Annotated in this window: 25 protein-coding genes; 18 read left to right on the top strand and 7 right to left on the bottom strand. The window is 33.1% G+C overall.

What is annotated here, in order from left to right; all coding sequences use genetic code 11:
* Positions 1 to 122 precede the first annotated feature (122 nt).
* Positions 123 to 1,088 carry an L-threonine 3-dehydrogenase, SDR-type gene (locus ACQQ6V_RS03865; protein WP_448844241.1) on the top strand — a complete coding sequence of 322 codons (966 nt, stop codon included), beginning with the start codon at positions 123 to 125 and terminating at the stop codon, positions 1,086 to 1,088.
* Positions 1,089 to 1,112: 24 nt separating this feature from the next.
* A complete protein-coding gene (locus tag ACQQ6V_RS03860) occupies positions 1,113 to 1,868 on the top strand; it encodes a polysaccharide deacetylase family protein (RefSeq protein WP_448844240.1) in 756 nt (251 codons plus the stop codon).
* Positions 1,869 to 1,907: 39 nt separating this feature from the next.
* Here the strand turns inward: ACQQ6V_RS03860 and ACQQ6V_RS03855 are convergent, their stop codons facing one another.
* Together ACQQ6V_RS03855 and ACQQ6V_RS03850 are read right to left on the bottom strand one after the other, a co-directional pair.
* Positions 1,908 to 3,113, bottom strand: a complete 1,206-nt coding sequence (locus tag ACQQ6V_RS03855; RefSeq protein ID WP_448844239.1) for a metallophosphoesterase — start codon at positions 3,111 to 3,113, stop codon at positions 1,908 to 1,910.
* 81 nt (positions 3,114 to 3,194) lie between these two features.
* Positions 3,195 to 4,274 carry a 3-oxoacyl-ACP synthase III family protein gene (locus ACQQ6V_RS03850; RefSeq protein WP_448844238.1) on the bottom strand — a complete coding sequence of 360 codons (1,080 nt, stop codon included), beginning with the start codon at positions 4,272 to 4,274 and terminating at the stop codon, positions 3,195 to 3,197.
* 210 nt (positions 4,275 to 4,484) lie between these two features.
* Here ACQQ6V_RS03850 and ACQQ6V_RS03845 point away from each other — a divergent pair, with 210 nt between their 5' ends.
* The 15 genes from ACQQ6V_RS03845 (at position 4,485) to ACQQ6V_RS03775 (ending at position 17,739) form a co-directional block, all read left to right on the top strand.
* Positions 4,485 to 5,057 (top strand): hypothetical protein, encoded by a 573-nt coding sequence (locus tag ACQQ6V_RS03845; protein ID WP_448844237.1) that lies wholly within the window; start codon positions 4,485 to 4,487, stop codon positions 5,055 to 5,057.
* Positions 5,058 to 5,089: 32 nt separating this feature from the next.
* Positions 5,090 to 5,815, top strand: coding sequence for a bifunctional demethylmenaquinone methyltransferase/2-methoxy-6-polyprenyl-1,4-benzoquinol methylase UbiE (gene ubiE, locus ACQQ6V_RS03840; protein WP_448844236.1), 726 nt, complete (start codon positions 5,090 to 5,092; stop codon positions 5,813 to 5,815).
* A 1-nt stretch (position 5,816) separates the two neighbouring features.
* Positions 5,817 to 6,611 carry a type IX secretion/gliding motility protein PorT/SprT gene (gene porT, locus ACQQ6V_RS03835; RefSeq protein WP_448844235.1) on the top strand — a complete coding sequence of 265 codons (795 nt, stop codon included), beginning with the start codon at positions 5,817 to 5,819 and terminating at the stop codon, positions 6,609 to 6,611.
* Positions 6,612 to 6,869: 258 nt separating this feature from the next.
* Entirely contained in the window at positions 6,870 to 8,291 is a 1,422-nt protein-coding gene (locus ACQQ6V_RS03830; protein WP_448844234.1) for an anthranilate synthase component I family protein, read from the top strand.
* Between the two features lie 172 nt (positions 8,292 to 8,463).
* Positions 8,464 to 9,072, top strand: coding sequence for an anthranilate synthase component II (locus ACQQ6V_RS03825; protein WP_448844233.1), 609 nt, complete (start codon positions 8,464 to 8,466; stop codon positions 9,070 to 9,072).
* Between the two features lies 1 nt (position 9,073).
* A complete protein-coding gene (locus tag ACQQ6V_RS03820) occupies positions 9,074 to 9,853 on the top strand; it encodes an alpha/beta fold hydrolase (protein WP_448844232.1) in 780 nt (259 codons plus the stop codon).
* A gap of 9 nt (positions 9,854 to 9,862) precedes the next feature.
* A complete protein-coding gene (trpD, locus tag ACQQ6V_RS03815) occupies positions 9,863 to 10,852 on the top strand; it encodes an anthranilate phosphoribosyltransferase (RefSeq protein ID WP_448844231.1) in 990 nt (329 codons plus the stop codon).
* 61 nt (positions 10,853 to 10,913) lie between these two features.
* On the top strand, positions 10,914 to 11,687 hold the full coding sequence (gene trpC / locus ACQQ6V_RS03810; protein ID WP_448844230.1) for an indole-3-glycerol phosphate synthase TrpC: 774 nt from the start codon (positions 10,914 to 10,916) through the stop codon (positions 11,685 to 11,687).
* A gap of 29 nt (positions 11,688 to 11,716) precedes the next feature.
* Complete coding sequence (locus ACQQ6V_RS03805) at positions 11,717 to 12,157, top strand: DUF1572 family protein (RefSeq protein ID WP_448844229.1); 441 nt, start codon at positions 11,717 to 11,719, stop codon at positions 12,155 to 12,157.
* A complete protein-coding gene (locus ACQQ6V_RS03800) occupies positions 12,157 to 12,792 on the top strand; it encodes a phosphoribosylanthranilate isomerase (protein WP_448844228.1) in 636 nt (211 codons plus the stop codon). The genes ACQQ6V_RS03805 and ACQQ6V_RS03800 overlap by 1 nt, the downstream gene beginning before the upstream one ends.
* A gap of 11 nt (positions 12,793 to 12,803) precedes the next feature.
* Complete coding sequence (gene trpB / locus ACQQ6V_RS03795; RefSeq protein ID WP_448844227.1) at positions 12,804 to 13,988, top strand: tryptophan synthase subunit beta; 1,185 nt, start codon at positions 12,804 to 12,806, stop codon at positions 13,986 to 13,988.
* 60 nt (positions 13,989 to 14,048) lie between these two features.
* Positions 14,049 to 14,600 carry a DoxX family protein gene (locus ACQQ6V_RS03790; RefSeq protein WP_448844226.1) on the top strand — a complete coding sequence of 184 codons (552 nt, stop codon included), beginning with the start codon at positions 14,049 to 14,051 and terminating at the stop codon, positions 14,598 to 14,600.
* Positions 14,597 to 15,328, top strand: a complete 732-nt coding sequence (gene trpA / locus ACQQ6V_RS03785) for a tryptophan synthase subunit alpha (protein ID WP_448844225.1) — start codon at positions 14,597 to 14,599, stop codon at positions 15,326 to 15,328. Before ACQQ6V_RS03790 ends, trpA begins: the two co-directional genes overlap by 4 nt.
* A gap of 306 nt (positions 15,329 to 15,634) precedes the next feature.
* A complete protein-coding gene (gene tyrS, locus ACQQ6V_RS03780) occupies positions 15,635 to 16,930 on the top strand; it encodes a tyrosine--tRNA ligase (protein ID WP_448844224.1) in 1,296 nt (431 codons plus the stop codon).
* 170 nt (positions 16,931 to 17,100) lie between these two features.
* Positions 17,101 to 17,739: an alpha/beta hydrolase gene (locus ACQQ6V_RS03775; protein ID WP_448844223.1), complete on the top strand. Its 639-nt coding sequence runs from the start codon at positions 17,101 to 17,103 to the stop codon at positions 17,737 to 17,739.
* 95 nt (positions 17,740 to 17,834) lie between these two features.
* Here the strand turns inward: ACQQ6V_RS03775 and ACQQ6V_RS03770 are convergent, their stop codons facing one another.
* A complete protein-coding gene (locus ACQQ6V_RS03770) occupies positions 17,835 to 19,970 on the bottom strand; it encodes an outer membrane beta-barrel family protein (RefSeq protein WP_448844222.1) in 2,136 nt (711 codons plus the stop codon).
* A 300-nt stretch (positions 19,971 to 20,270) separates the two neighbouring features.
* On the opposite strand from ACQQ6V_RS03770, the gene ACQQ6V_RS03765 reads away from it, so the two are divergent.
* Positions 20,271 to 21,143 carry a tyrosine-protein phosphatase gene (locus ACQQ6V_RS03765; protein WP_448844221.1) on the top strand — a complete coding sequence of 291 codons (873 nt, stop codon included), beginning with the start codon at positions 20,271 to 20,273 and terminating at the stop codon, positions 21,141 to 21,143.
* A 4-nt stretch (positions 21,144 to 21,147) separates the two neighbouring features.
* Here ACQQ6V_RS03765 and ACQQ6V_RS03760 read toward each other — a convergent pair whose 3' ends face one another.
* The 4 genes from ACQQ6V_RS03760 to ACQQ6V_RS03745 are packed head-to-tail and all read right to left on the bottom strand — an operon-like array spanning position 21,148 to position 23,306.
* Positions 21,148 to 21,507 carry a response regulator gene (locus ACQQ6V_RS03760; RefSeq protein ID WP_448844220.1) on the bottom strand — a complete coding sequence of 120 codons (360 nt, stop codon included), beginning with the start codon at positions 21,505 to 21,507 and terminating at the stop codon, positions 21,148 to 21,150.
* A 21-nt stretch (positions 21,508 to 21,528) separates the two neighbouring features.
* Positions 21,529 to 22,107: a chemotaxis protein CheB gene (locus ACQQ6V_RS03755; protein WP_448844219.1), complete on the bottom strand. Its 579-nt coding sequence runs from the start codon at positions 22,105 to 22,107 to the stop codon at positions 21,529 to 21,531.
* Positions 22,108 to 22,110: 3 nt separating this feature from the next.
* Positions 22,111 to 22,941: a CheR family methyltransferase gene (locus ACQQ6V_RS03750; RefSeq protein WP_448844218.1), complete on the bottom strand. Its 831-nt coding sequence runs from the start codon at positions 22,939 to 22,941 to the stop codon at positions 22,111 to 22,113.
* Positions 22,941 to 23,306, bottom strand: coding sequence for a response regulator (locus ACQQ6V_RS03745; RefSeq protein ID WP_448844217.1), 366 nt, complete (start codon positions 23,304 to 23,306; stop codon positions 22,941 to 22,943). The genes ACQQ6V_RS03750 and ACQQ6V_RS03745 overlap by 1 nt, the downstream gene beginning before the upstream one ends.
* Positions 23,307 to 23,319 lie beyond the last annotated feature (13 nt).

Raw genomic sequence — 23,319 nt, 5'->3', positions numbered from 1 at the left:
AACTTTAAAAACGATTTATTGGAACATGAAATTACATTTTTTAAAGTACATATTCTTTTTTTGAGTTAAAAATTTTAGTTCCGTTAAAAAATAATTAAATTTGTAAAACATAAAAAGTAACTATGAGTACGCCTACAGAACGCATTCTTATCACTGGTGCATTGGGTCAAATTGGCACCGAACTAACTTTAAAACTAGTTGAGCTACATGGCAAAGAAAATGTCTTTGCATCTGGATTAGATAAATGGAAAGAAAATATTACCGCGGCTGGTCATTACGAAAGGCTGGATGTAAGCAACTTTGATGCTTTAACTAGTTTTATCAAAGAACATCAGATTACAACAGTCTATCACCTAGCCTCTTTATTATCTGGAACATCAGAAAAACAACCCCTTTTTGCTTGGAAACTTAACCTTGAACCATTAATCCATCTTTGTGAATTAGCAAAAATTGGTGTTATTAATAAAATATTCTGGCCAAGTTCTATCGCTGTTTTTGGTAAAGGTATCCCGAAGGAAAATGTAGGACAAGACGTGGTTCTTAATCCAACAACCGTTTATGGAATTTCTAAAATGGCTGGCGAAAAATGGTGCGAGTATTATTTTGAAAAATATAATGTTGATATTAGAAGTATCCGTTACCCTGGTCTTATCTCTTGGAAAGCGCCTGCTGGCGGTGGTACAACAGATTATGCTGTAGAAATTTTTTATGAAGCTGTAGAAAACGGAACGTATACAAGTTTTATAAAAGAAGATACCAAAATGCCAATGTTGTACATGGATGATGCGATTAACGCAACCATTAATCTAATGACAGCACCTAAAGAAAATGTTAAAGTTAGATCATCTTACAACTTAGGCGGGCTTAGTTTTAATCCAAAAGAATTGGCAGAAGAAATCCAAAAAGTAATCCCAGAATTTACCATTAATTATGAGCCGGATTTCCGTCAAGCAATTGCAGATTCTTGGCCTGCAAGCATAGATGACTCTGTGGCGAAAAAAGATTGGGGCTTATCTTACGATTTCGATATTACGGCTATGTCAGAAGATATGATTAAAAACCTGAAAGTGAAATTAGACAAAAACTAATTCTTTCTATCTAAATAATTTTAAATGTTATTACTAAGTTTCAATCTTTCTATTCCAGAGCTTAAAGACCGTAAAGATCCCAATATTTCGGAAGAACAACTGATTAGCGACTTAGAACATATTACAGAAGTGATTCTTCGTGATCTAGAATTGCATTCTTTGTTGGTAACGTTTTTTGTGGAAGTTTCTATTGCAGATTCTCTAAAAAAAATACTGAAAAGGATGCAAAATGCAGGTCACGAAATTTCATTTTACAACATTAAATCTAGCATTTCTGACCTCGAAATTGCTAAAAAAAATCTACAAAACTACCTCGAAAAACCTATTAAAGGTATTAGACAAAAGTTATTGAGACTTCCTCTAGAAACACTTTATGACATGGGGTTTTCTTATGTTTCTAATATCGAGCATTCTAATATTACCTTTCTGGTAAGACGTTTAAAAAAAGACAAAACGCAATTGTATTACGACAACAACCTTACCATTATCCCAGAAAGTCTGTCGCCATATTCTCAGTTACCTTTTAACGATTATGTTTTCCAGATGACACCGCTCAATTTCTACGAAAATATGATTCTAGAAACCTTGAAAAAAGAAGATTATATCCAAATTTATCTCAATGCTTGGCAATTTTATCAGAAAGAAAATTGTCCTTATCAACTTCCGTTTTACAAACAATTTAATCTTGGAAAACCACTTGAAGATAAGATGATTTCGTTTTTTAATTTTATTGAAGAAAGTGAAATTGCAATAGCCAGAATGAAAGATTATCTATTTTAAAGTAAAAAGTAGAAAATTACTAAAAATAATTAAACAATTTTATCCCAATTCAAACAATGTGATTTCTGGCAAGACACCTACTCGACCTGGATATCCAAGTACACCAAAACCACGATTAACATAAAGATAACGTCCTTCGCTTTCGTATAAATCTGCCCATTTTGGATATTTATATTGTACTGGAGACCATTTTATATTTTTAAGATCTAAACCAAATTGCATCCCATGAGTATGTCCTGATAAGGTTAAATGTACAAATTTCGGGTGTTTCTTAACCACATAATCAAAATGTGTAGGATCATGTGACATTAATATTTTTACGGCATCATCAGGTACATTTTGCAACGTTTTATCCAGATCTCCATATTGAGGAAACGGTGGAATACCCCAATTTTCTACACCTAAAAGATAAAATTTCTCACCATTTTTTTCAATCGCAACGTTCTCATTTCTCAACATTCTAAATCCTGCTTCTTTTTGAAACTTAATTAATTGCGGCACATTACTATTAGCTTCTTCTTTAGACTTAAAATGACCATAAGAACCATAATCGTGATTTCCTAGCACAGAAAATTTTCCATCTTTAGCTTCTATACTTTTAAAAAGATTAATAAATGGCTGAAACTCTTCGGCGTAATTATTGACCATATCGCCTGTAAAAAGTACTAGATCAGGCTTTTCTTGATTAATAAGATCTATGGCATGTTGCAATTTTTCGGGATGAAAAAAACTTCCGCTATGGACATCAGAAATCTGAATAATTTTATAACCTTTAAAACTATCGGGAAGATTTTTTAATTTTAACTTAACACGTCTTACGATATGTCTGTATTTCCCGAAAACAATTCCGTCCAGAAATGCTAGAGACAAAACACCTGCAGCTCCCATCCCCAAGATGCTTACAAATTTTCTACGACTGGGATAATGCTGTGCTTCGGCAGAGAAATATTGAGTCCCAAATTGAAATAATCTGAATATATCTTCGAATAAAAGAAAAACGACAATTAATAACTTAGGCATTATTAAAGCCAAAAATACAGACATCATTAACTGCACATGATGCTGATCTCTATCGGCTCTATTAAAGACTAAAAGGTTGTAGAAAAAGAAGGCATAAATAGCTAGACTTATTCCCCAATATAATCCTCTAATCCAAGTCTGTTGAAAAACAGTTCTGAAAGCTTGGTAGATATAAAATTCTAACAAAACTAAAACAGCAACTAAAAAGAAAATTTCTTTTCTCATAATTATTAAGCATAAAAAAAGCATAAAGTTATCGTGATGATAGTCTTTATGCTTTTTAGTTTATATTTTAAAATGAATTAATTAGATACTATCTTTCGGGAACTTGTAAACTACACAATTGATGTTCATCCCAGCGCCTACAGATGTAAACAAAATATGCGTGTCAGGAGAAAATTTATGACCTTCCATTTTTCCTTTTCTGATAAGGTTAAACATTGTAGGTACAGTCGCCACAGAAGAATTTCCTAATTTCTGAATAGTCATTGGCGCAATCGCATGATCGTAATCTTTGATGCCATATAGCTTGAACAATCTAGAAATCATTGCGTAATCCATCTTTGCATTAGCTTGATGAATTAAAATTTTATCAATATCCTCAACGCTCAAGTTAGCCTTATCAATAGTTGCTTTTATAGCATCAGGAACATTTTTAAGAGCATATTCGTAGATTTTTCTTCCACGCATGCGGATGTATAATTTCGTTTGATCCGCATCTAGATTAAGAGATGGACCATTCTCTAAGTAGCATAATTCTTCGCCATTATCACAAAGTGTCTCACTAGTAATAAAACCTACAGTCTCATCATCAGTTCCTGTTACCACAACAGCGCCTGCTCCATCTGCAAAGATTAATTTATTTCTATCATAAGGATCTGTAACTTTACTTAGCGTTTCTCCACCTACAACCAAAATATTAGTTGCTTTTTTAGATTTAATCAAAACATCTGCTAAGATAAAGGCCTCAACCCAACCAGGACACCCGAAAATCATGTCATAATTAACACATTTTCTATTTTTTATACCCAATTTATTTTTTAGTATTGCTGATAATGAAGGCATAAAATTAGCCACACCATTGTCATCTACTTCTCCAAAATTATTTGCGTAAATAATGTAATCCAAATCCTCTTTGTCTATACCGGCATCTTCTATAGCTTCTAGAGATGCAAAATATCCTAAATCTGAGTTAAATTGATTCTTATCAGCATAACGTCTTTGTTCAATCTCTGTAATATCAACAAATTTTTCGATAATTTCTTCGATAGGCTTGTTGATCTTCACATTGTTTTCATCGTAAAAAACAGAATCATTGAAATAAGACCCTTCAATAATATTCTCAGGAATGTAACTTCCAGAACCTATAATGATAGTATTTGGCATTGATTTACTTAATTGTTGTTAAAGTTTAAAAGAACAAAATTACACATTTTTTAGATAAATAACGTTTCAATTTTTGATTCTAATATAAACTATTAGCATTTGATTCTATTATTATGATTATTTCCACACGAAAAGCAAATTGATATCCTAAATAATTATTAAATTTGCAGTTGCCCATAATGGCAAAACAATAATTAATTGTAGGTTTCAATGTTAAAGAATAATCCTTCTCTTAAAGGTCTCATCATTGCAGTAGTTGCTGCTATTAGCGCATTCGGAATATATTTTCTTTTCTTAGCAAAAGATAATTATTATTTGGTTGATAACCCCACGCCAGAAACTTATTTTTTCAAAATTAATAATGGAGATCAAAAGATTCTTAGCTCTGGTCAATATCTTAAAGTTGATTTGAAAAAAGGGAAAAATGATATTAAAGTATTTGATAAGAATAAAAATCTCATTTATGATTCTGCCTTTCAAGTTAATAAAGTAAGAGGCCTTATTAATATTGCTCATAAGGATTACTACATTCACAAACAGTTTTATGGTTATTTCAAAGACAAAGATTCTTTATTAATACAACAAGGGAGCATTAATATAGATGGGAAAAACTACCTCGGTAATGTAAAACATTTTAACAAACTCTACACAGAAGATTTCTATTATAATATTGATGAAAACTATGATAGAGTTATCAAAAATGTGGACAAAGTAGAAACAAGAACAAAAATCTACCGTAAACAGGATTACATCAATTTTTACAAAGAAAATTATAAGTTTTAAATAAAAACAACGTTAATACATAAATATATATTTTGGAAATCAATAAAGTAACACCTTATAATAACGACAACAGTAAGAAAAGTCAAGTAGAAGATATGTTTGATAATATCGCACCTAAGTACGATTTGTTAAACCATGTCTTATCCATGAAAATAGATGTACTATGGCGAAATACGTTGGTAAAGTGGCTTGCAAAAGACCAACCAAAAACGATTTTAGACGTTGCAACTGGCACTGGAGATCTTGCAATTACTGTACAAAGAGGTACTAATGCACAAGTTGTAGGTTTAGATCTTTCTCAACAGATGCTAAATGTTGGTATAGAAAAAATCAAAAAAAATAATCTTAGCGATAAGATTTCTATGCAAAAAGGAGATGCAGAAAATTTACCTTTTCAGGATAATAATTTTGATGGCGTAACAGTCGCTTTTGGTGTTAGAAATTTCGAAAATCTTAATAAAGGCCTATCAGAACTAAGACGTGTGGTAAAGGAAAATAAAAGTGTCTACATCTTAGAATTCTCAAAAGTTGAAGGATTCTTGGGGCCGTTTTACATGTTCTATTTTAAAAATATATTACCTGCTATCGGAAGATTAATTTCTAAAGATAATAGAGCCTATACTTACCTTCCGGACTCTGTTAATGCATTTCCATTTGGAGAGAAAATGAAAAATATTCTTCTAGAAACTGGTTTTACTAAAGTTGAATATAAAAAGTTAAGCTTAGGGATTGCTACCATTTACAAAGCCACAAAATAAAATGAAAAATATTACACTACATACAGTCCTTCTATTAGGTTTATGTTATAGCAATCTTGCTACTGCACAATTTTCTAATCTCTTTCGTACAAAAGAACGTATGGATAATATGGAAGATTTTGATGTAAAGAAATTTAGTTATGGATTTTATTTAGCTGCTAATAATTTTGATTATAAAATGGTTCTAGATCCAAAATTTGGGATGAATGGTCAGAAAAATAATGTTCAAGTAAAATCAAGCTACAGTTTTGGTGCGGGACTTATTGGTAAAATGCGTCTTAGCGAGAATTTTGATTTACGTTTTGAACCAGGGTTACAATTTATACAGAGAGATTTTACTTTTGATACGCAGGGGAACGACGTATACGCTGGCGGTACAACACAACACCTCCCTTTTGCACCATTAAAATTAACTGATGTTGACAAGTATAAAGTGGTAAAATCGACCTATGTAGATCTACCAATTCTATTAGAAGTACATGGTGATCGTTGGTATAACTCTAGACCTTATGCTGCAGCGGGATTCAATTATATGATGAATCTCCAGTCTAATGAAAAAAGCGAAAGTGATAATCAACAAAGTATTTTCCGTACAACATCTAACAATTTTGCATGGACTGCGGAGATAGGTATTCAATTTTATTTTAGCAGATTTAAGCTAACACCAGCTTTCAGAGGTACTTTTATGATGAATAATGAGATTGTACAAGATAATGCTAATACGCCACCTTACTGGTCTGCAGCAATATCTACAATGCAATCTAGAGCATTTATGTTTGTATTAAAATTCGAATAATTATTATAAAATAATTGCGAGATAAAATAATATTTATAAATTTGCTGAAACAAAAGAATAAAAATTCTAAAAAATGATTTCTATTAATAACAAAAATTGGTGGTGGCTTTCAAACTCTTCGTCGAGTCTGAAGGTATTGTCATGTTATTAATCCAACAAGAAAATCATCTTTAATATATAAGACTTTGACGTTATTTCGTTAAAGTCTTTTTTTTTGAATAAACCCAAATTACATCTTCCAAAACAATACATAACAACATGAATTTTAATAAAAATATTAATATAAAAACCAACGTAAAATCTCAATTGGCAGACCTTTTCACACCAATTGGCATTTACCTTAGACTTCGCGACAATTTCCGAGATACGATTCTATTGGAAAATGCGGGCAATCAAAACTCAGAAAATGCTTTCTCATTCATTTGTGTGAACGCAATTTCGGGCATAGAAATCCGAGATTATCACGAAGCCGAATTAAAATTTCCACTTGAAAATCCTCAGAAAATCAATTTAGAAAATGAGAAATTGTCAGATTTGATGCAGGAATTCTCAAACTGTTTCAAATGCGAAAAGCCAAATCACGAGATTGGCAAGCAGGCGCAAGGTTTTTTTGGTTATACCAGTTACGATGCGATTCCTTTCTTTGAGGATATCAAATTCAAAGCACTTTCTGAGGAAAATAAGATTCCGCTTATGCGATATCGTCTTTACCAATACGTGATTGCCATCAACCATCATAACGACGAAATGTTCATTATCGAGAACAAAATTGAAGGCCTGAAGTCTGAACTTTCTCTGATAGAAAATTTTATCAATCAAAAAAACGCACCAGTTTTTCCTTTCGAGATTACAGCAGAAGAAACTTCCAATTTGAAAGATGAAGAATTTTTGCAGTCGGTAGAATTTGCAAAGAAACATTGTTTCCGTGGCGATGTTTTCCAGCTTGTTTTGAGCCGTAGATTTGAGCAAAAATTCCAAGGTGATGAGTTCAATGTTTATCGTGCTTTGCGGAATATCAATCCTTCGCCGTACCTTTTCTTTTTCGATTATGGCGATTATAAATTGATAGGTTCCAGCCCAGAAAGTCAGCTCATCATCAAAGACGGGAAAGCCATCATTCACCCTATTGCTGGTACTTTTAGAAGAACCGGAAATGTGGAAAAAGACTTGCAAGCTGCCGAAGAACTTAAAAAAGACCCTAAAGAAAACGCAGAACACACGATGCTGGTAGATTTGGCGAGAAATGATTTGAGCATCCATGGGAAAAATACCGAGGTTTCCAAACTGAAAGAAATTCATTTTTTCTCACACGTGATTCACATGGTTTCTGAAGTGGTGACCGATGTAAAAGAAAATCAAAATCCTTACGAAATGATTGCCACAACCTTTCCACAAGGGACTTTGAGTGGCGCTCCAAAATATCGCGCGATGCAGTTAATAGACGAGCACGAGAAAACCTCCAGAAGCTATTATGCAGGTTGCATCGGTTTTGTAGGTTTTGATGGCAGTTGCAACCAAGCCATTATGATCCGAACTTTTTTGAGTAAAAACAACACTTTATTTTACCAAGCTGGCGCAGGAATTACCGCAAAATCTGTTGCAGAAAGCGAATTACAAGAAGTGAATAACAAATTAGGCGCGCTGAAAAAAGCCATCAGCAAAGCTGAAAAAATTGGTTGATAAATTATATGGCGACAAACTCCGTCTTCCGCTCCCAATCTTTTACATTTTCCAGAAAATGCAAAAGGATTTTCGCTCAAGCCGGGTCGCAATTTTGCCATAATTACAAGATAATTCAGCAATTTATAATTTGACAATCGAATATGAAATGCAATTCTATAAAAACGAAAAAATGACAGATATAAAACCAACAACCACCAACCAACAACCATCAACCAAAATCCTAGTCTTCGACAATTACGACAGTTTTACTTACAATTTGGTTCAGATTATTGAGCAAATTGTGGGCGAGGAAGTAGACGTTTTCAGAAACGACCAAATTGCTTTGGAAGACATCGAAAAATATGACAAAATCATCCTTTCGCCAGGACCTGGGATTCCGGAAGAAGCAGGAATTTTATTAGATGTCATCAAGAAATATGCGGCTACAAAGTCTATTTTCGGCGTTTGCCTTGGTCAACAGGCTATTGCAGAAGCTTTTGGCGGAAGTTTGATTAATCTCTCAGAAATCTATCACGGCGTTGCAACCGAAGCCAATCAAACCAAAGAACATAAGATTTTTAAAGATTTACCGGAGACTTTGGAAGTTGGAAGATACCATTCTTGGGCAGTCAATACAGAAGATTTCCCAGAAGAATTGGAAATCACAAGCGTAGACAAAAACGGAATGATTATGAGTCTAAAACACAAAAATTACGATGTTCATGCCGTGCAATATCATCCGGAAAGTATTCTGACACCCGACGGAAGAACAATCTTAAAAAATTTTTTAAATAATTAAAATGAGAACAACTATTCTTTTTTCCTTTTTGGCTTTAACATTATTAAGTTGCAGAACCAAACAGAATGTCAACGCATCAGAATTCGTAGGTAATTCTTACAATTCCAAAATAAAATTAGATTCTTTAACATTATTGGATTCTAGTAGAAATAGGGAAATTCCATTAGCCATATATTCGTCAAAGTCACCTAAAGATAATCAGGAAATTATCATTTTCAGTCACGGTTATGGCGGCAATAAGTTAGGAGAAAACTTGCAATATCCTTATTTAACAAAGGCTTTAGCGGCTCATAATTATTACGTTGTTAGCGTCCAGCAAGAGTTGCCGTCAGATCCACCAATTCCATTAACAGGTAATATACAAGTGGTAAGAAGACCATCTTGGGAAAAAGGAGCAGATAATATATTCTTTGTTATCAACGAGCTGAAACAAAGAAATCCCAATCTTAATTTCTCAAAAATAACTTTGATTGGACATTCTCAAGGTGGTGATATGTCGGCATTATTTCAAGAAAAATATCCTAATGTTGTCAATAAAATCATCACGATGGACAACAGAAGAATGGCTTTGCCGAGATCTAAGCATCCTAAAATCTACTCGCTAAGAGCTAGCGAATTTGAAGCAGATCAAGGTGTAATCCCAACATTAGAAGAGCAGGAAAAGTTAGATATAAAAATTGTTTATTTAGATGCTAAACATTCTGATATGGGAGGAAGCCAAGGTACAATCAAACAAAAAAAAGAATACATTAGTCTAATCTTATCATTTCTTAAAGAGTAACAACTTAATATGAAACAAATCCTACAATATCTCTTCAACCATCAGACTTTGACTCGGGCCGAAGCCAAAGCCATTTTGATTGAGATCTCACAAAATAAATTTAATGAAAGCGAAGTTATTTCCTTTATTACCGTTTTTCTGATGCGAAGTATTACGCTCGAAGAATTGACTGGTTTTCGTGAAGCTTTGCTTCAATTGGCAAAATCTATAGACCTAGGAACTAACGATTTAGTTGATATTGTCGGAACTGGCGGCGATGGAAAAGACACCTTTAATATTTCTACTTTGGCAAGTTTTATCGTTGCCGGAACTGGACAAAAAGTAGCTAAACAAGGCAACTATGGTGCTTCTTCTGTAAGTGGTTCATCTAATGTTTTGGAAGAATTAGGCTATCAATTCAAAGAAAATTCTGCAGATTTGAAAGCAGATTTGGAAAAATCTAACATCTGTTTTATCCACGCACCGCTGTTTCATCCAGCTCTGAAGTCTGTGGCACCATTCAGAAAGCAGCTTGGTCTGAAGACATTTTTCAATCTTTTGGGACCTTTGGTCAATCCGGCACGTCCAGATTTCACAATGATTGGCGTGGCAAATCTTGAGATTGCACGCGTCTATCAATATCTTTTACAAAAGCAAAAAAACGAGTTTATGCTGGTGCATGCTTTGGATGGTTATGACGAAATTTCGCTGACTGGCGATACCAAAATCATCAACAAATCTGGTGAAAGAATATTTTCTGCAGAAGATTTAAAATTTAAAAACATCAGTCCGGAAAGCATTTTTGGAGGTGATACAAAAGAAGAAGCAGCGAAGATTTTCATTAATATTTTGGAAGGAAAAGGAACCGAAGCACAGAATGCGGTAGTTTTGGCAAACGCAGCGATTGCACTTCTAAATACAAAAAAATATGGCGATTACGATACTTGTTTGGCTTTAACAAAAGAAAGTCTGGAAAGCGGAAAAGCGTTAAATAGTTTACAGTTATTAGTTGATGGTTGATAGTTTTTTATTATCTCCAAATTCAATCAACTGATAACCAACAACAATCAACCAAATAAAAATGAACATTTTAGATAAAATCATAGAACGAAAAAAGCAGGAAGTTACAGCAGCGAAATCTAAAATTTCCATTGCTCAACTAAAAGATTCTGAGTTTTTTGGAAGGGAAACTTTTTCGTTGAAGGAAACTTTGAAATCAAAATCCGGAATTATCGCTGAATTTAAAAGGCAATCGCCCAGCAAAGGTATTATCAATGATAAAGTTTCGCCGTTGGAGGTTGTTTCTCAATACGAAAAATTCGGAGCGAGTGCAGTTTCTATTTTAGCAGATAAAGATTTTTTCGGCGGTAGTTTTGATGATATTTTGAGCGTTCGAAATCACATTAACATTCCAATTTTAAGGAAAGATTTTATGATTGACGATTATCAGTTTTATGAAGCCAAATCTATCGGAGCCGATGTTATTTTGTTGATTGCCGCTTGTCTTTCTCCGAGTCAAGTTCAGGAATTTACAGAATTGGCGCATTCTTTAAAACTAGAGGTTTTGTTGGAAATACATTCTGAAGAAGAACTTATTCATATTAACAAAAATGTAGATTTTGTAGGAATCAACAATAGAAATCTCAAAGACTTCAAGGTAGATTTACAACATTCTGTTGATTTAAAAAATCAACTTCCAAGCGATATTTTGTCTATTGCAGAAAGCGGAATTTATAACGAAGAAGATTTCAGATTCCTAAAAGAAAAAGGATTTGATGGATTTTTGATGGGTGAATATTTTATGAAAAATGAAAATCCAGGGGAAACCTTTGAAAAGTTTTCTAGCAAATTATAATTGTAAAACTCTGAAAATAAAAACATAATATGCTGATTGATACGTTAAAAAAATTATTTAACAGAGATTTAAATAGTTTAATCAATGAAATTGAACAATATACCACTGAAGCCGACATTTGGGTCATCAGAGGGCAAATAAATAATTCTGCGGGTAACCTTTGCTTGCATTTGGTAGGCAATTTAAATACATATATTGGTAAAGAATTAGGTGGAACACAATATATTCGTAATCGGGATTTAGAATTTTCCGCAAAAAATATTCAACGGAAAGAACTTATTGGCATGATTAAAAATACAATTGAAATGATTAATCAGGTATTAGATAATCTCGACGAAAATCTTTTGCAAACAGAATATCCAATTTTAGTATTTGAAAAAATGACTTCGGTAGAATATCTATTAGTTCATTTAACGACACACCTAACCTATCATTTAGGGCAAATAAATTACCATAGACGACTGATATAATGCACACAAAACTCAAAGTCTGCGGATTGACACAACTCAATCAGATTACTGAATTAATTGATCTTCAGGTTGATTTTATCGGCTTTATATTTTATGAAAAATCTCCTAGATATGTTCTGGATCATTTGAGTTTAAAGCAAATTGCAGGAATCAATCATCAAGGAAAAGTTGGTGTTTTTGTGAATGAAAATCTGGAAAAAATTATTGAGATTTCAGAGAAAGCAAAATTGAATTTCATTCAACTTCACGGTGATGAAGACCATAAATTCATTTTACGCCTAAGAGAAATTATAGGTGAAAACATCAAAATTATAAAAGTCATCAGAGTTGGAAATCAAACGCTTGATGAATTGCAAAAAATCATCAACCAACAACCGAAAACCATCAACTATTTATTGTTTGATACCGACAGTAAAGCATTTGGCGGAACAGGAAAAACTTTTGACTGGAACCTATTAAATGATATCGAAATTCCAATTCCATATTTTTTAAGTGGCGGAATTTCGCTTGAAAATATAAATGAATTATCAAGCATCAAACATCAACCAATTGCGCTCGACATCAATTCAAAATTTGAAATTGAACCAGGAGATAAAAACATTAGCAGCATCATCGCTTTCAAAAATAAAATATAAAGAAAATTAAAATGAACTTTCAAAACCCAGACAAAAACGGTTACTACGGCGATTTTGGCGGCGCTTTCGTTCCAGAAATGCTTTATCCAAACGTAGCCGAATTACAGGAAAAATACATACAAATCATTGAGTCTGATGAGTTTCAAACAGAATTTCAGGATTTGTTGAAAAACTATGTTGGACGTGCTACACCACTCTATTTTGCCAAAAATCTGAGTGAAAAGTATCAAACTCAAATTTATCTCAAACGAGAAGATTTGAACCACACCGGCGCGCACAAAATCAACAATGCTTTGGGACAAGCTTTGCTGGCTAAAAAACTTGGTAAACACAGAATCATCGCAGAAACAGGTGCAGGACAACACGGCGTGGCAACCGCGACAGCTTGCGCCCTTCTCGGTTTGGAATGCATTGTTTATATGGGCGAAGTCGACATCGCAAGACAATCTCCAAATGTTGCGCGTATGAAAATGCTTGGCGCAACTGTAATTCCTGCAACTTCGGGTTCTAAAACCTTGAAAGATGCTGTGAATGAAGCTTTAAGAGATTGGATCAATAACCCATCTACAACACATTATATCATCGGAAGTGTGGTTGGACCACATCCTTTTCCAGATTTGGTGGCTAGATTTCAAAGTGTGATTTCCAAAGAAATAAAAGAGCAACTGAAAGAGAAAATAGGAAGAGAAAATCCGGATTACCTCATAGCCTGTGTAGGCGGTGGGAGCAATGCTGCAGGGACTTTTTATCATTATGTAAACGAACCTGATGTTAAAATAATTGCTGCGGAAGCAGGCGGACTTGGCGTAGATTCAGGGAAATCTGCTGCGACGACTTTCTTGGGAACTTTAGGGATTTTACACGGTAGTCAAAGCCTTGTGATGCAAACGGAAGACGGTCAAGTGATTGAGCCGCATTCCATTTCTGCAGGATTGGACTATCCAGGAATTGGGCCGATGCACGCTAATCTTTCCAGAGAAAAAAGAGCTGAGTTTTTCAGTATTAATGATGATGAAGCGTTGAAATCTGCTTTTGAACTGACAAAAATAGAAGGCATAATTCCCGCTTTAGAAAGTGCGCATGCTCTGGCAGTATTGGACAAAAAGAAGTTCAGAAAAGATGATGTCGTGGTCATTTGCCTTTCTGGTCGTGGCGATAAGGATATGGAAACCTATTTAAAAGAAATTAAAAGTTAGATATTAGAGCTCTCAACATAGAATCTAACCTTTAAGTTCAACTTCTAATATCTAAATAAAATGGATAAACTTAAAATATCAAAAGAAGAAATATTTAATATTTTAGAATGGGTATCGGTAATCATAGTCGCTATTTATATGGCAGGCTATGGTGTCGGCAAAGCGTTACAATTCGGAGATATCACGAATTATACACAGCCAATAAACCAAATGGAGCCTATGCAAATCATGTGGGCTTTCTATTCCTACTCCAAAACATTTGCAATAATTATTGGTATTTTCGAAATTTTAGGAGCTTTACTTTTTGTAATACCAAAAACCAGATTAGTTGGAGGTTTAGTTTTAACAACTATACTAACTAACATCATTTTGCAAGATTACTTTTTTGAAGTTCATCAAGGAGCGTTAGCCAATGCCATCATGTACCAATTTTTAATTTTGGTCATCTTTTATAGACATCGCGATAAATTTAAAAATGCTTTTCAGGCTTTGATAGGAAATTTCAAACTAAAAATAAGATGGATATATATTCCTATTGCCATTTTAGTAGCATTAGCTTATGAAATTATTATGTATGTCATCAATCAAATTTTAACACTTATTTTACAATGAAAAAACTAAACATATATTTCACTGCAGGCGTTCCGACATTAAATGATACGGGAAAAGTGGCGCAATTAATTCAGGATTCTGGAGCAGATATGATGGAGATTGGCATTCCTTATTCTGACCCGGTTGCAGATGGACCAGTTATCCAAGATGCTCATAATTTAGCTTTAAAAAACGGAATGACCATTGCAAAATTATTTGAGCAATTGGCGGAAATCAAAAAAACTGTTACTATACCGAAAATTTTGATGGGTTACATTAATCCCGTTCTTCAATTCGGGTTTGAAAATTTTTGTCAGAAATGCGCAGAAGTCGGTGTTTCTGGATTGATTATTCCGGATCTTCCACCTATCGAATTTGAAAAACAATATGGCGCGATTCTCAAAAAATACAATCTTAATTTCACATTTCTCGTAACGCCAGAAACTTCGGAAGAGCGCATCAGATATTTGGATTCACTAAGTTCTGGATTTCTGTACGCTGTAAGTTCTTCATCCACTACAGGTAACGAAAATGCAGTGCTCAAAAACGAAGATTATCTTAATCGTCTTTCTAGTCTTAATCTGAAAAACCCTGTATACATAGGTTTTGGGATTAAAAACAAACAAGATTTTGACAGCGTTACAGAGAAAGCACAAGGCGGGATTATAGGTACGGCTTTTGTCAAAATCCTGCTAGACAATGACAATTGGGAAACTAATGCGTCGGATTTTGTTAAATCTGTAAAATAATAACCAATCCCCTAGTCCTGATTGTAGCGGCATCCTTTTCTGGGCGAATGAGGCGGCGGAGCGTAGCGTAGCCGTCCGAGTGAGCCCAGAAAAGATACAGCGGAAAGCAGGTTCTCGACTCCTGAAAATAAGGAAATACTTCGATAAGCTCAGTATGACAATTCTGATAATGATTATTTTATTAGTGTTATAAGACTGAGCTTACCGAAGTCATAATGTAATAAAAACGGAGAACCAGAAAAAAATTAAAAGAACCGGCTAATACAAAGCAATTTCGTAACTTCGCATCTTAAAAATTATTACATAATGAATGCTTTTATTGAAGAACTGAAATGGCGCGGACTTTTTGCCGATATGACGCCTGGGATTGAGGAACAACTCGAAAAAGAGATGACCACAGCCTATATTGGTTTTGACCCAACAGCAGATTCGTTACACATCGGAAGTCTTATTCCAATTAAGATTTTGGCTCATTTTCAACGTCATGGTCACAAACCAGTAGCCTTGGTTGGTGGTGCGACAGGTATGATTGGTGACCCATCAGGAAAATCCGCAGAACGTAATCTGTTAGATGAGGAAACCCTTTTGTATTACGTGGATTGTCTTAAAGGTCAGTTATCTAGATTCCTTAATTTTGACGGTAATGAAGCCAATAATGCGGAGTTAGTTAATAATTACGATTGGATGAAAGACGTGACTTTCTTAGACTTTGCTAAAAATATAGGAAAGCACATCACCGTTAATTATATGATGGCAAAAGATTCTGTAAAAAAGCGTTTCTCAGGTGATGAGAATGTAGAAGGCATGAGCTTTACAGAGTTTACTTACCAATTATTACAAGGTTACGATTACCTACATCTTTATCAGACCAAAGGTATAAAACTACAAATGGGAGGTTCTGACCAATGGGGAAATATTACCACAGGGACAGAATTAATCCGTAGAAAAGCCAAAGGAGAAGCTTTTGCATTGACTACAAAATTGATTACTAAAGCTGATGGATCAAAATTCGGGAAGTCAGAAAGTGGTGAAAATTATTGGCTAGATGCTAAGAGAACGTCACCTTACAGATTTTATCAATTTTGGTTAAATGCTACTGATGATGATGCAGAGCGTTTTATCAAATATTATACATTCTTAGATCAAGAAACGATTGAAAGTCTAATTGCAGAACACAAAACTGCACCACACGAACGCAAACTTCAAAAGAAATTGGCAGAAGAAGTAACCATCTGGGTTCATGGATCTGCAGAATATGAAAAAGCAATTAAAGCTTCTGAAATATTATTCGGGCGTTCTACAGCAGAGGATTTAGTAAGTTTAGACGAAGATCTTTTCTTACAGATTTTTGATGGTGTGCCTCAAGCTGAGATTGCAAAATCTGACGTTGTTGGTAGTAATATCATTGATCTTATCTCTGAAAAATCAGGTTTCTTAAAATCTAAAGGCGAAGCAAAACGTGAGCTTACTGGTAACTCTATTTCTGTTAACAAAGAAAAAGTAAATGATACTTTTGAGGTTACTGAAAAGGATTTGATCGACGGTAAATTCTTGCTTTTACAAAAAGGTAAAAAGTCTTACTTCATCGTGAAAGCGGTTTAGACATTAGCAATAGCCACAAAAAGCTATATGCTAAAAATATAGAAAGGACTTCTTCAATAATTTGAGGAAGTTCTTTCACTTTAAAGAAACTAGCTTCAAAATAAAAAAGAAACCTCACAAATCATAAAATAGATTTTGGAAATCTCTTAGACTAAATATATCTTTGTCTCATGAATCTAGATTACATCGTAAGAGAACCGGCTACTATTACGCCAGAAACTCCCCTCCTTATATTATTACATGGTTATGGCAGCAACGAAGAAGATTTATTCAGCTTTGTACCAACTTTGCCAGAACATTGGTTAATTGTAAGCTTCAGAGCGCCAAAAACTACGCCTTATGGTGGCTATGCTTGGTATGATATTGATTTTAATAATCAAGAGAAATTTGTAGATGTTCCTCAAGCAGAAGAAGCTTTATCTGCCATCTTAGAAAAAATAATGGAAATAACCAATAAATATGGTTTAACTGAGAATGAAACTCACCTTTGTGGTTTCAGTCAAGGAGGAATATTAAGTTATGCGTTGGCATTAAGATATCCTGATTTATTCTCAAAAATAGCTTGTCTCAGTGCTTATCCTGAAGAAAAATTATTAACTAATATCATTAAGGACAAAAAGAAACTAGAGCGATTGAGATTTTTTGTTTCTCATGGTACCGATGATGCTGTTATCCCAATGGATTGGGGCAGAAAAGCGGCAGATCTATTGTATGATTTAAGCTGTTATTTCACCTTTAGAGAATACATGAGTGGACATGGCGTTAACCAAAAAAACTATATGGATCTTATGGCATTTTTCGCAAAGTAAAAAGCGAATAACCTAAATAGTATCTATAGAAAACTAAAATTCCCTTTCTAAATGATTAGAAAGGGAATTTTTATGTTTATTTAATCGGTTATACTTTATTTAGCACCACCTTGGTTTTTCTCCACGTCAGTTTTGGTATTTTCTTTTACTTTTTGATTTCCAAATCTTTTTGTCAAAGTAAATGCAGCACCGTACCAGTCAGAAGTCATAACATTTCTCATCGTACCGACTTGGCTGTAAGTTGTTCTGTCAAAAACAGGTCTTAAGAAGATATTATTAAACTGTAAGCTGGCTTCCATGCCCAAGTTGGTAAAAATCTTGGTTACAGAAAAGTTATGATAAATATTCATTGTATTCCCAAGAGAGTTTCCGTTATTATTTTGATAAGCTCCTACCCAACCTGATACATTAATATTTTTGTTAAACAGATTAGTGTAAGAGAAATTAGTTGATCCTCCAAAATTGGTCAAATAACTTTTGGCTCCCAGCTTATTTCTGTTATTAAAGTCACTGTTATCAGTATAATTAATACCAACTGTTACGTTGACATTTAATCTATTTTTCAAGAACGATTGATTGGTATTAAAGTTAGCAGAATAACGCTCTGATCTTCCTTGAAAGTTAGCAGGAAAAGACACTAGCTTATCTCCTTCTTGCACATAATCTGTCCAATAATCTTGGTTGGTAAAGTTATAACCTAGTGACAAGAAATATTTCTTATAAACCCCGAATTTCATTGTGAATCTATGGTTAGGATTTGGATCCAGATCCATGTTTCCTCTGTAGAAATTACCGTCGCTTGTTGGTAACTCAAATGGATTAAACTCAGAATACCAAGGTCTCCAGATATTATAATTATAAGACGTTGATATATTAAAGTTATTGGTAAATGTATACTTTAAGAGGATGTTAGGTAATAATTTCCCGTAAGACTTTTTTCGCTCAAGATTATTATTAAATTCTTGAAGCTTAAAGGTCATATACTCATAACGAAGACCAATTCTTGCTTCTAATTTTTTGAAAAATTTACCGCTATAGTTAGCATAAGCAGAGTTGAGATTATCAGAATATTTAAACCTATTGAGAATGGTATTATTACCAAATCCATAGTAATCAATAGGCATCATATTATTATTAAAATTAGCTTTTGCCCCAACTTCTATGCTACTTCCTAAGCTGTCTAATGGTTGAGAGTAATCTAATTTTAAGTAATAATTTCGCATTTCTGTATTTTCAATAATGCGATTATAAGTAGATTTTGGGTCAATGGTTTGATCTTTTTGATAGGTTCTGTCACCTTGGTCATTATTATAATTGATCCCTAAATTAACATCTAAAATCTTATTTTTGGTTTTGTCATAAAATTTATAAAATACATTAGAGCTCAACACACGATAGCTATCATTTTGGTTTTGATTCTGATAGTATTGATTATATAAATTACCGTTTTGCGTTGTTACTGCATCAGCAGTATTATTGGCTTTAGTTTTATTTTGAAAAAGTTCTACTATAAATCCAATATTATTCTTGTCATTCAGTTCTAATTCTGATGTGGAAGACATAGAAGGCATCTTTCCTCTATTGATGCTATTCTGATTAATCTTAGTGAAAGAATTATCTTTGAAAAGCATATTCTCATATTCTGTCTTGGTTACATTGGTATTATCGCTATAACTTCCCGTTAACGTCTGTGTAAAGCTTTTCTTATGATAATTAATATTAAAACTTCCGTACTGATTATTTTTAGTATTCTGTGTATTGGTTAATGAGATACTACCTTTAACCCCCTCATCTTCTCTCTTTTTCAGGACAATATTAATCACTTGACCTGTGGACTCATATCTAGAAGATGGATTGGTAATCACTTCTATTTTCATGAGATTGTCTGCGGGAAGAGACTTAAGATATTCTTTCAATTCTTTTCCTGTAAAAACAGATTTTCTATCGTTGATATAGACGGTCACATTTTCGCCTTCAGATTTTATCACATCATTATTGTCAACACTAACTAATGGCGTCATTCTCAATATATCCCAAGTTGTATTACCTGCAAGAACGGAGCTATTAGCAACATTGAAAACAGTTCTGTCAACTTTAGTTTCTACTGTTGGTTTTTTAGCAATAATTTTTACTTCTTCAATAGCTTTTTGACCTTTAAGCGTATCACTTTCGGACTGAGAAAAAGCGTAAGTACCAAATAGAGCGAATATTATAGTGTAATATATTTTCATAGTTTTTGTTATACCATATAAGACAATTGATATAGTCTATTTGTTACATTGATTATTATTAAAATTAGTTTCACCATATTTAAAATCACTTTAAATGCTGATAATGAGATAAATATACTGATTTTAAAATAAAATAAATTTTCAATTTATACGATTATCTTAACTAAAACTTTCTAGTATTGTATTCATTAAGCAATTATAACATCAAATTAAAACTAATAAAAGTACATTCTTTAAAAATGAAATCTTTTATATTTGTAATCATAACAGGCTGAATCTTAACTAAACTAAAAATATAATATGCAATACATTAACAAAAAATATATAGGATTTTTATTTTTTAGTTTACTTTTAATATCTTGTAAAAGCTACGTGCCAACTTCTCCAGAGTATTCTTCATTATCTGGTAAAAATAAAATTTCCATTAAAAAAGTTAATAACTTCAGATATTTATCAAACATAAAAAATACTGAAGGTAAGACCATTAAAGATAGCATTTTATACAGAAGTGGAGATCTTTCTAATCTAAAAAACAGTAATAAATTAAAGCAATTAAATCTCGGCGAAATCATTGATCTGCGTACAAAAAATGAAGTAACAAAGAAGCCTGACATTATACCAGAACAGATAATCTATAAAAATTATGCGGCTTTCCAGGATCAAGAAGACCAGCTTAATCAGGCTAAAAAATTAGTATTGAAAGGAAAAGTAAATGCCGATGATGCCCACCAAAGAATGTTGAAATTCTATAGAGATTATGTTACAGAAAATCCTGAAACAATTAAGAAAATCATCACAGAAATCTTAGAGTCTAACCAACCTATACTCTACCATTGCACAGCAGGAAAAGATCGTACAGGTATGATCACAGCTCTGATTATGACGATTTTAAAATTTGATAATGATGTTATTTTTCAAGAATATCTTATGTCTAATAATCTTAGAGAAAAAGTCATCAAAAAAAGACTAAACACCGCTAAGTCATTACATTTTTTATTCCCCAAAATGGATATTGCTGTCTTAGAAAAATTAAGTTGGATAGAGCGATCTTATCTACAAGCTGCCTTGTACGAAATTAATCTAAAATATGGCTCTATGGATCAATACATCAACAATATTTTAGGAATAACAGAAGAAAAAAGAGCGTTCTATATTCAGAAATTTATGAATTAATTCTTTAGATAAATTTAGTTATTTTACCTTCTAAATCGTCTAAGTCAAAAGGTTTAGCCAGATAATCATCTGCATTGGCATTGGCTGCTAATGCTGCAATATCACTATTTGCAGTCACATAGATTACAGGAATTGAATTAAATTCTTCATGGTTCTTCAATAATTTTGTTGCTTCTACACCGCCAATATTAGGAATCCAATTATCCATTAATATAACATCTGGGCGATATGCGGCAACTTTTTCTAAGATATCATGAGAGGTTTCTGAGATTTCGACATCATAACCTGCATCTTCAAAAAGAATACTGATAACTTCTAAAATTACTGTATCATCATCGAATATCATAATTTTCTTCTTGCTCATCGTTAATTTATTTTTAAGTTATTATGTTTTATTAAGTTGATTGATTTTGGCAGCCAATTCTTCTGAATTAAAAACCGAATGGTACGTTACTGCATCTAAAGCATGCCTTGGCATATATTCTACTTCTGCCGTTTCTGGATTCTGTATCCAGACTAAGCCTCCATTTTTATAAATATAATCTAATCCTTCTACACCATCAGCATTAGCTCCGGATAGCAAAATACCAACTAATGCATCACGGAATATTCTTGCAGCAGATTGAAAGCTTACATCAATAGAAGGTCTAGAATAATTAATTTTCTCAGAAACATCCAGAGACATCTTTAGTTTATTATCAAATAGCAAATGATAATCTGCGGGAACAATATAGATTTTATTTTTTTCAAAATCTGTTTTGTCCTCAATTTCTATAACCTCTATTGGAGAAAATTGTTGTAACAAAACGGGCAATACACTACTAGTTTTCGCCTTTCTATGAAGTACCAAAAGAATTGAAAAACTAAGATTGTTATCCAGTTTTTTTATCATATCCAAAATGACCTGCAGACTTCCCGCAGAACCACCAATAATGACTAATTCTATATTTGTATTATGATTCACTTTCTAATTATGTTCTAATTTTTTCCAAATTTTCTGATCTTTCACTTGAAAATAGTTCTTATCAATATTAGAAAAACGAAGCGTTTCTTTAGTACCTAATGCTAAGTAGCCCAGGTTTTCTAAACTATCATCAAATAAATTAAACACACGCTCCTGCAAATCTCTGTCAAAATATATTAAAACATTACGACATATAATCAATTGAAAGCTATTAAAAGTGCAATCTGACACCAAGTTATGTGTTGATAAAATTAATTTTTCTTGAAGACTTTTATCAAATTTTGCACTATCATAATTGGCAGTGTAATAATCAGAAAAATCTTTTTTTCCGCCAGAAAGTATATAATTTTCTGTATACAATTTCATTTGTTGCAAAGGAAAAATACCTGCTCTTGCTTTTTCTAATACCGAAGGATTAATATCTGTCCCATAGATTAAGGCTTTGTGATACAGATTAGCTTCTTTAAGCAAAATAGCAATAGAATAAGCTTCTTCGCCTGTAGAACAACCTGCTAACCATATCCTTATCAAAGGATATGTCCCTAATTGAGGCAGAATATTTTCTCTTAAAGCTTTAAAAAAAGAAGGATCGCGAAACATCTCCGTTACATTAACCGTTATTTCTTCTACAAAATGTTTAAAATATTCTGGATCGTTAACAACGGTGTATCGCAATTCTGCAAAACTTGTAAACTTATCATTCATACAAATACGATCAATCCTTCTCTTAAAAGAAGCACGACTGTACAACGAAAAATCATATCCATACAACTCATGGACATCTTTTATTAGAATTTCTATTTCTACATCTTTAACAATACTAGGCTCTAACATTAGATTAATTTTTCTATGGCAACAATTAGATGATCTACATTAATAGGCTTTGAGACATAATCTTGAGCTCCAGCATCTATACATTTTTGACGATCTTCTGGCATCGCTTGTGCAGTGACAGCAATAATAGGTATCTGTCGTATATTTTCTGTATTTCTAATAATTTTAGTTGCCTCATAACCATCCATCTCAGGCATCATCATATCCAGCAATAATAGTTCTATATCATCATTATCCTCCAGCATTTTTATAGCCTCTTGTGCCATTGTACAGCTCTGTATATTGAAGCCTCTCGCTTTAAGTGTTAATCTGAGTGCAAATATATTACGTGGATCATCATCCACTATTAAAATCTTCTTATTCATTATATTTTTAACA

It is taken from the genome of Chryseobacterium electrogenes (assembly GCF_053553015.1).
The sequence above is the reverse complement of the archived record's forward strand: the minus strand, read 5'-3'. Positions and strand labels throughout refer to the sequence as shown.

What these genes read in the sequence shown, in the direction of transcription:
- ACQQ6V_RS03760 (WP_448844220.1), bottom strand. Translation starts at nt 21,507, where the DNA reads ATGAGCAAGAAGAAAATTATGATATTCGATGATGATACAGTAATTTTA.
- ACQQ6V_RS03830 (WP_448844234.1), top strand. Translation starts at nt 6,870, where the DNA reads ATGAATTTTAATAAAAATATTAATATAAAAACCAACGTAAAATCTCAA.
- ACQQ6V_RS03750 (WP_448844218.1), bottom strand. Translation starts at nt 22,941, where the DNA reads ATGTTAGAGCCTAGTATTGTTAAAGATGTAGAAATAGAAATTCTAATA.
- ACQQ6V_RS03825 (WP_448844233.1), top strand. Translation starts at nt 8,464, where the DNA reads ATGACAGATATAAAACCAACAACCACCAACCAACAACCATCAACCAAA.
- ACQQ6V_RS03820 (WP_448844232.1), top strand. Translation starts at nt 9,074, where the DNA reads ATGAGAACAACTATTCTTTTTTCCTTTTTGGCTTTAACATTATTAAGT.
- ACQQ6V_RS03860 (WP_448844240.1), top strand. Translation starts at nt 1,113, where the DNA reads ATGTTATTACTAAGTTTCAATCTTTCTATTCCAGAGCTTAAAGACCGT.
- trpB (WP_448844227.1), top strand. Translation starts at nt 12,804, where the DNA reads ATGAACTTTCAAAACCCAGACAAAAACGGTTACTACGGCGATTTTGGC.
- ACQQ6V_RS03845 (WP_448844237.1), top strand. Translation starts at nt 4,485, where the DNA reads ATGTTAAAGAATAATCCTTCTCTTAAAGGTCTCATCATTGCAGTAGTT.
- ACQQ6V_RS03790 (WP_448844226.1), top strand. Translation starts at nt 14,049, where the DNA reads ATGGATAAACTTAAAATATCAAAAGAAGAAATATTTAATATTTTAGAA.
- tyrS (WP_448844224.1), top strand. Translation starts at nt 15,635, where the DNA reads ATGAATGCTTTTATTGAAGAACTGAAATGGCGCGGACTTTTTGCCGAT.
- ACQQ6V_RS03865 (WP_448844241.1), top strand. Translation starts at nt 123, where the DNA reads ATGAGTACGCCTACAGAACGCATTCTTATCACTGGTGCATTGGGTCAA.
- ACQQ6V_RS03745 (WP_448844217.1), bottom strand. Translation starts at nt 23,306, where the DNA reads ATGAATAAGAAGATTTTAATAGTGGATGATGATCCACGTAATATATTT.
- ACQQ6V_RS03770 (WP_448844222.1), bottom strand. Translation starts at nt 19,970, where the DNA reads ATGAAAATATATTACACTATAATATTCGCTCTATTTGGTACTTACGCT.
- ACQQ6V_RS03855 (WP_448844239.1), bottom strand. Translation starts at nt 3,113, where the DNA reads ATGAGAAAAGAAATTTTCTTTTTAGTTGCTGTTTTAGTTTTGTTAGAA.
- trpA (WP_448844225.1), top strand. Translation starts at nt 14,597, where the DNA reads ATGAAAAAACTAAACATATATTTCACTGCAGGCGTTCCGACATTAAAT.
- porT (WP_448844235.1), top strand. Translation starts at nt 5,817, where the DNA reads ATGAAAAATATTACACTACATACAGTCCTTCTATTAGGTTTATGTTAT.
- ACQQ6V_RS03805 (WP_448844229.1), top strand. Translation starts at nt 11,717, where the DNA reads ATGCTGATTGATACGTTAAAAAAATTATTTAACAGAGATTTAAATAGT.
- trpD (WP_448844231.1), top strand. Translation starts at nt 9,863, where the DNA reads ATGAAACAAATCCTACAATATCTCTTCAACCATCAGACTTTGACTCGG.
- trpC (WP_448844230.1), top strand. Translation starts at nt 10,914, where the DNA reads ATGAACATTTTAGATAAAATCATAGAACGAAAAAAGCAGGAAGTTACA.
- ACQQ6V_RS03775 (WP_448844223.1), top strand. Translation starts at nt 17,101, where the DNA reads ATGAATCTAGATTACATCGTAAGAGAACCGGCTACTATTACGCCAGAA.
- ACQQ6V_RS03850 (WP_448844238.1), bottom strand. Translation starts at nt 4,274, where the DNA reads ATGCCAAATACTATCATTATAGGTTCTGGAAGTTACATTCCTGAGAAT.
- ACQQ6V_RS03800 (WP_448844228.1), top strand. Translation starts at nt 12,157, where the DNA reads ATGCACACAAAACTCAAAGTCTGCGGATTGACACAACTCAATCAGATT.
- ACQQ6V_RS03765 (WP_448844221.1), top strand. Translation starts at nt 20,271, where the DNA reads ATGCAATACATTAACAAAAAATATATAGGATTTTTATTTTTTAGTTTA.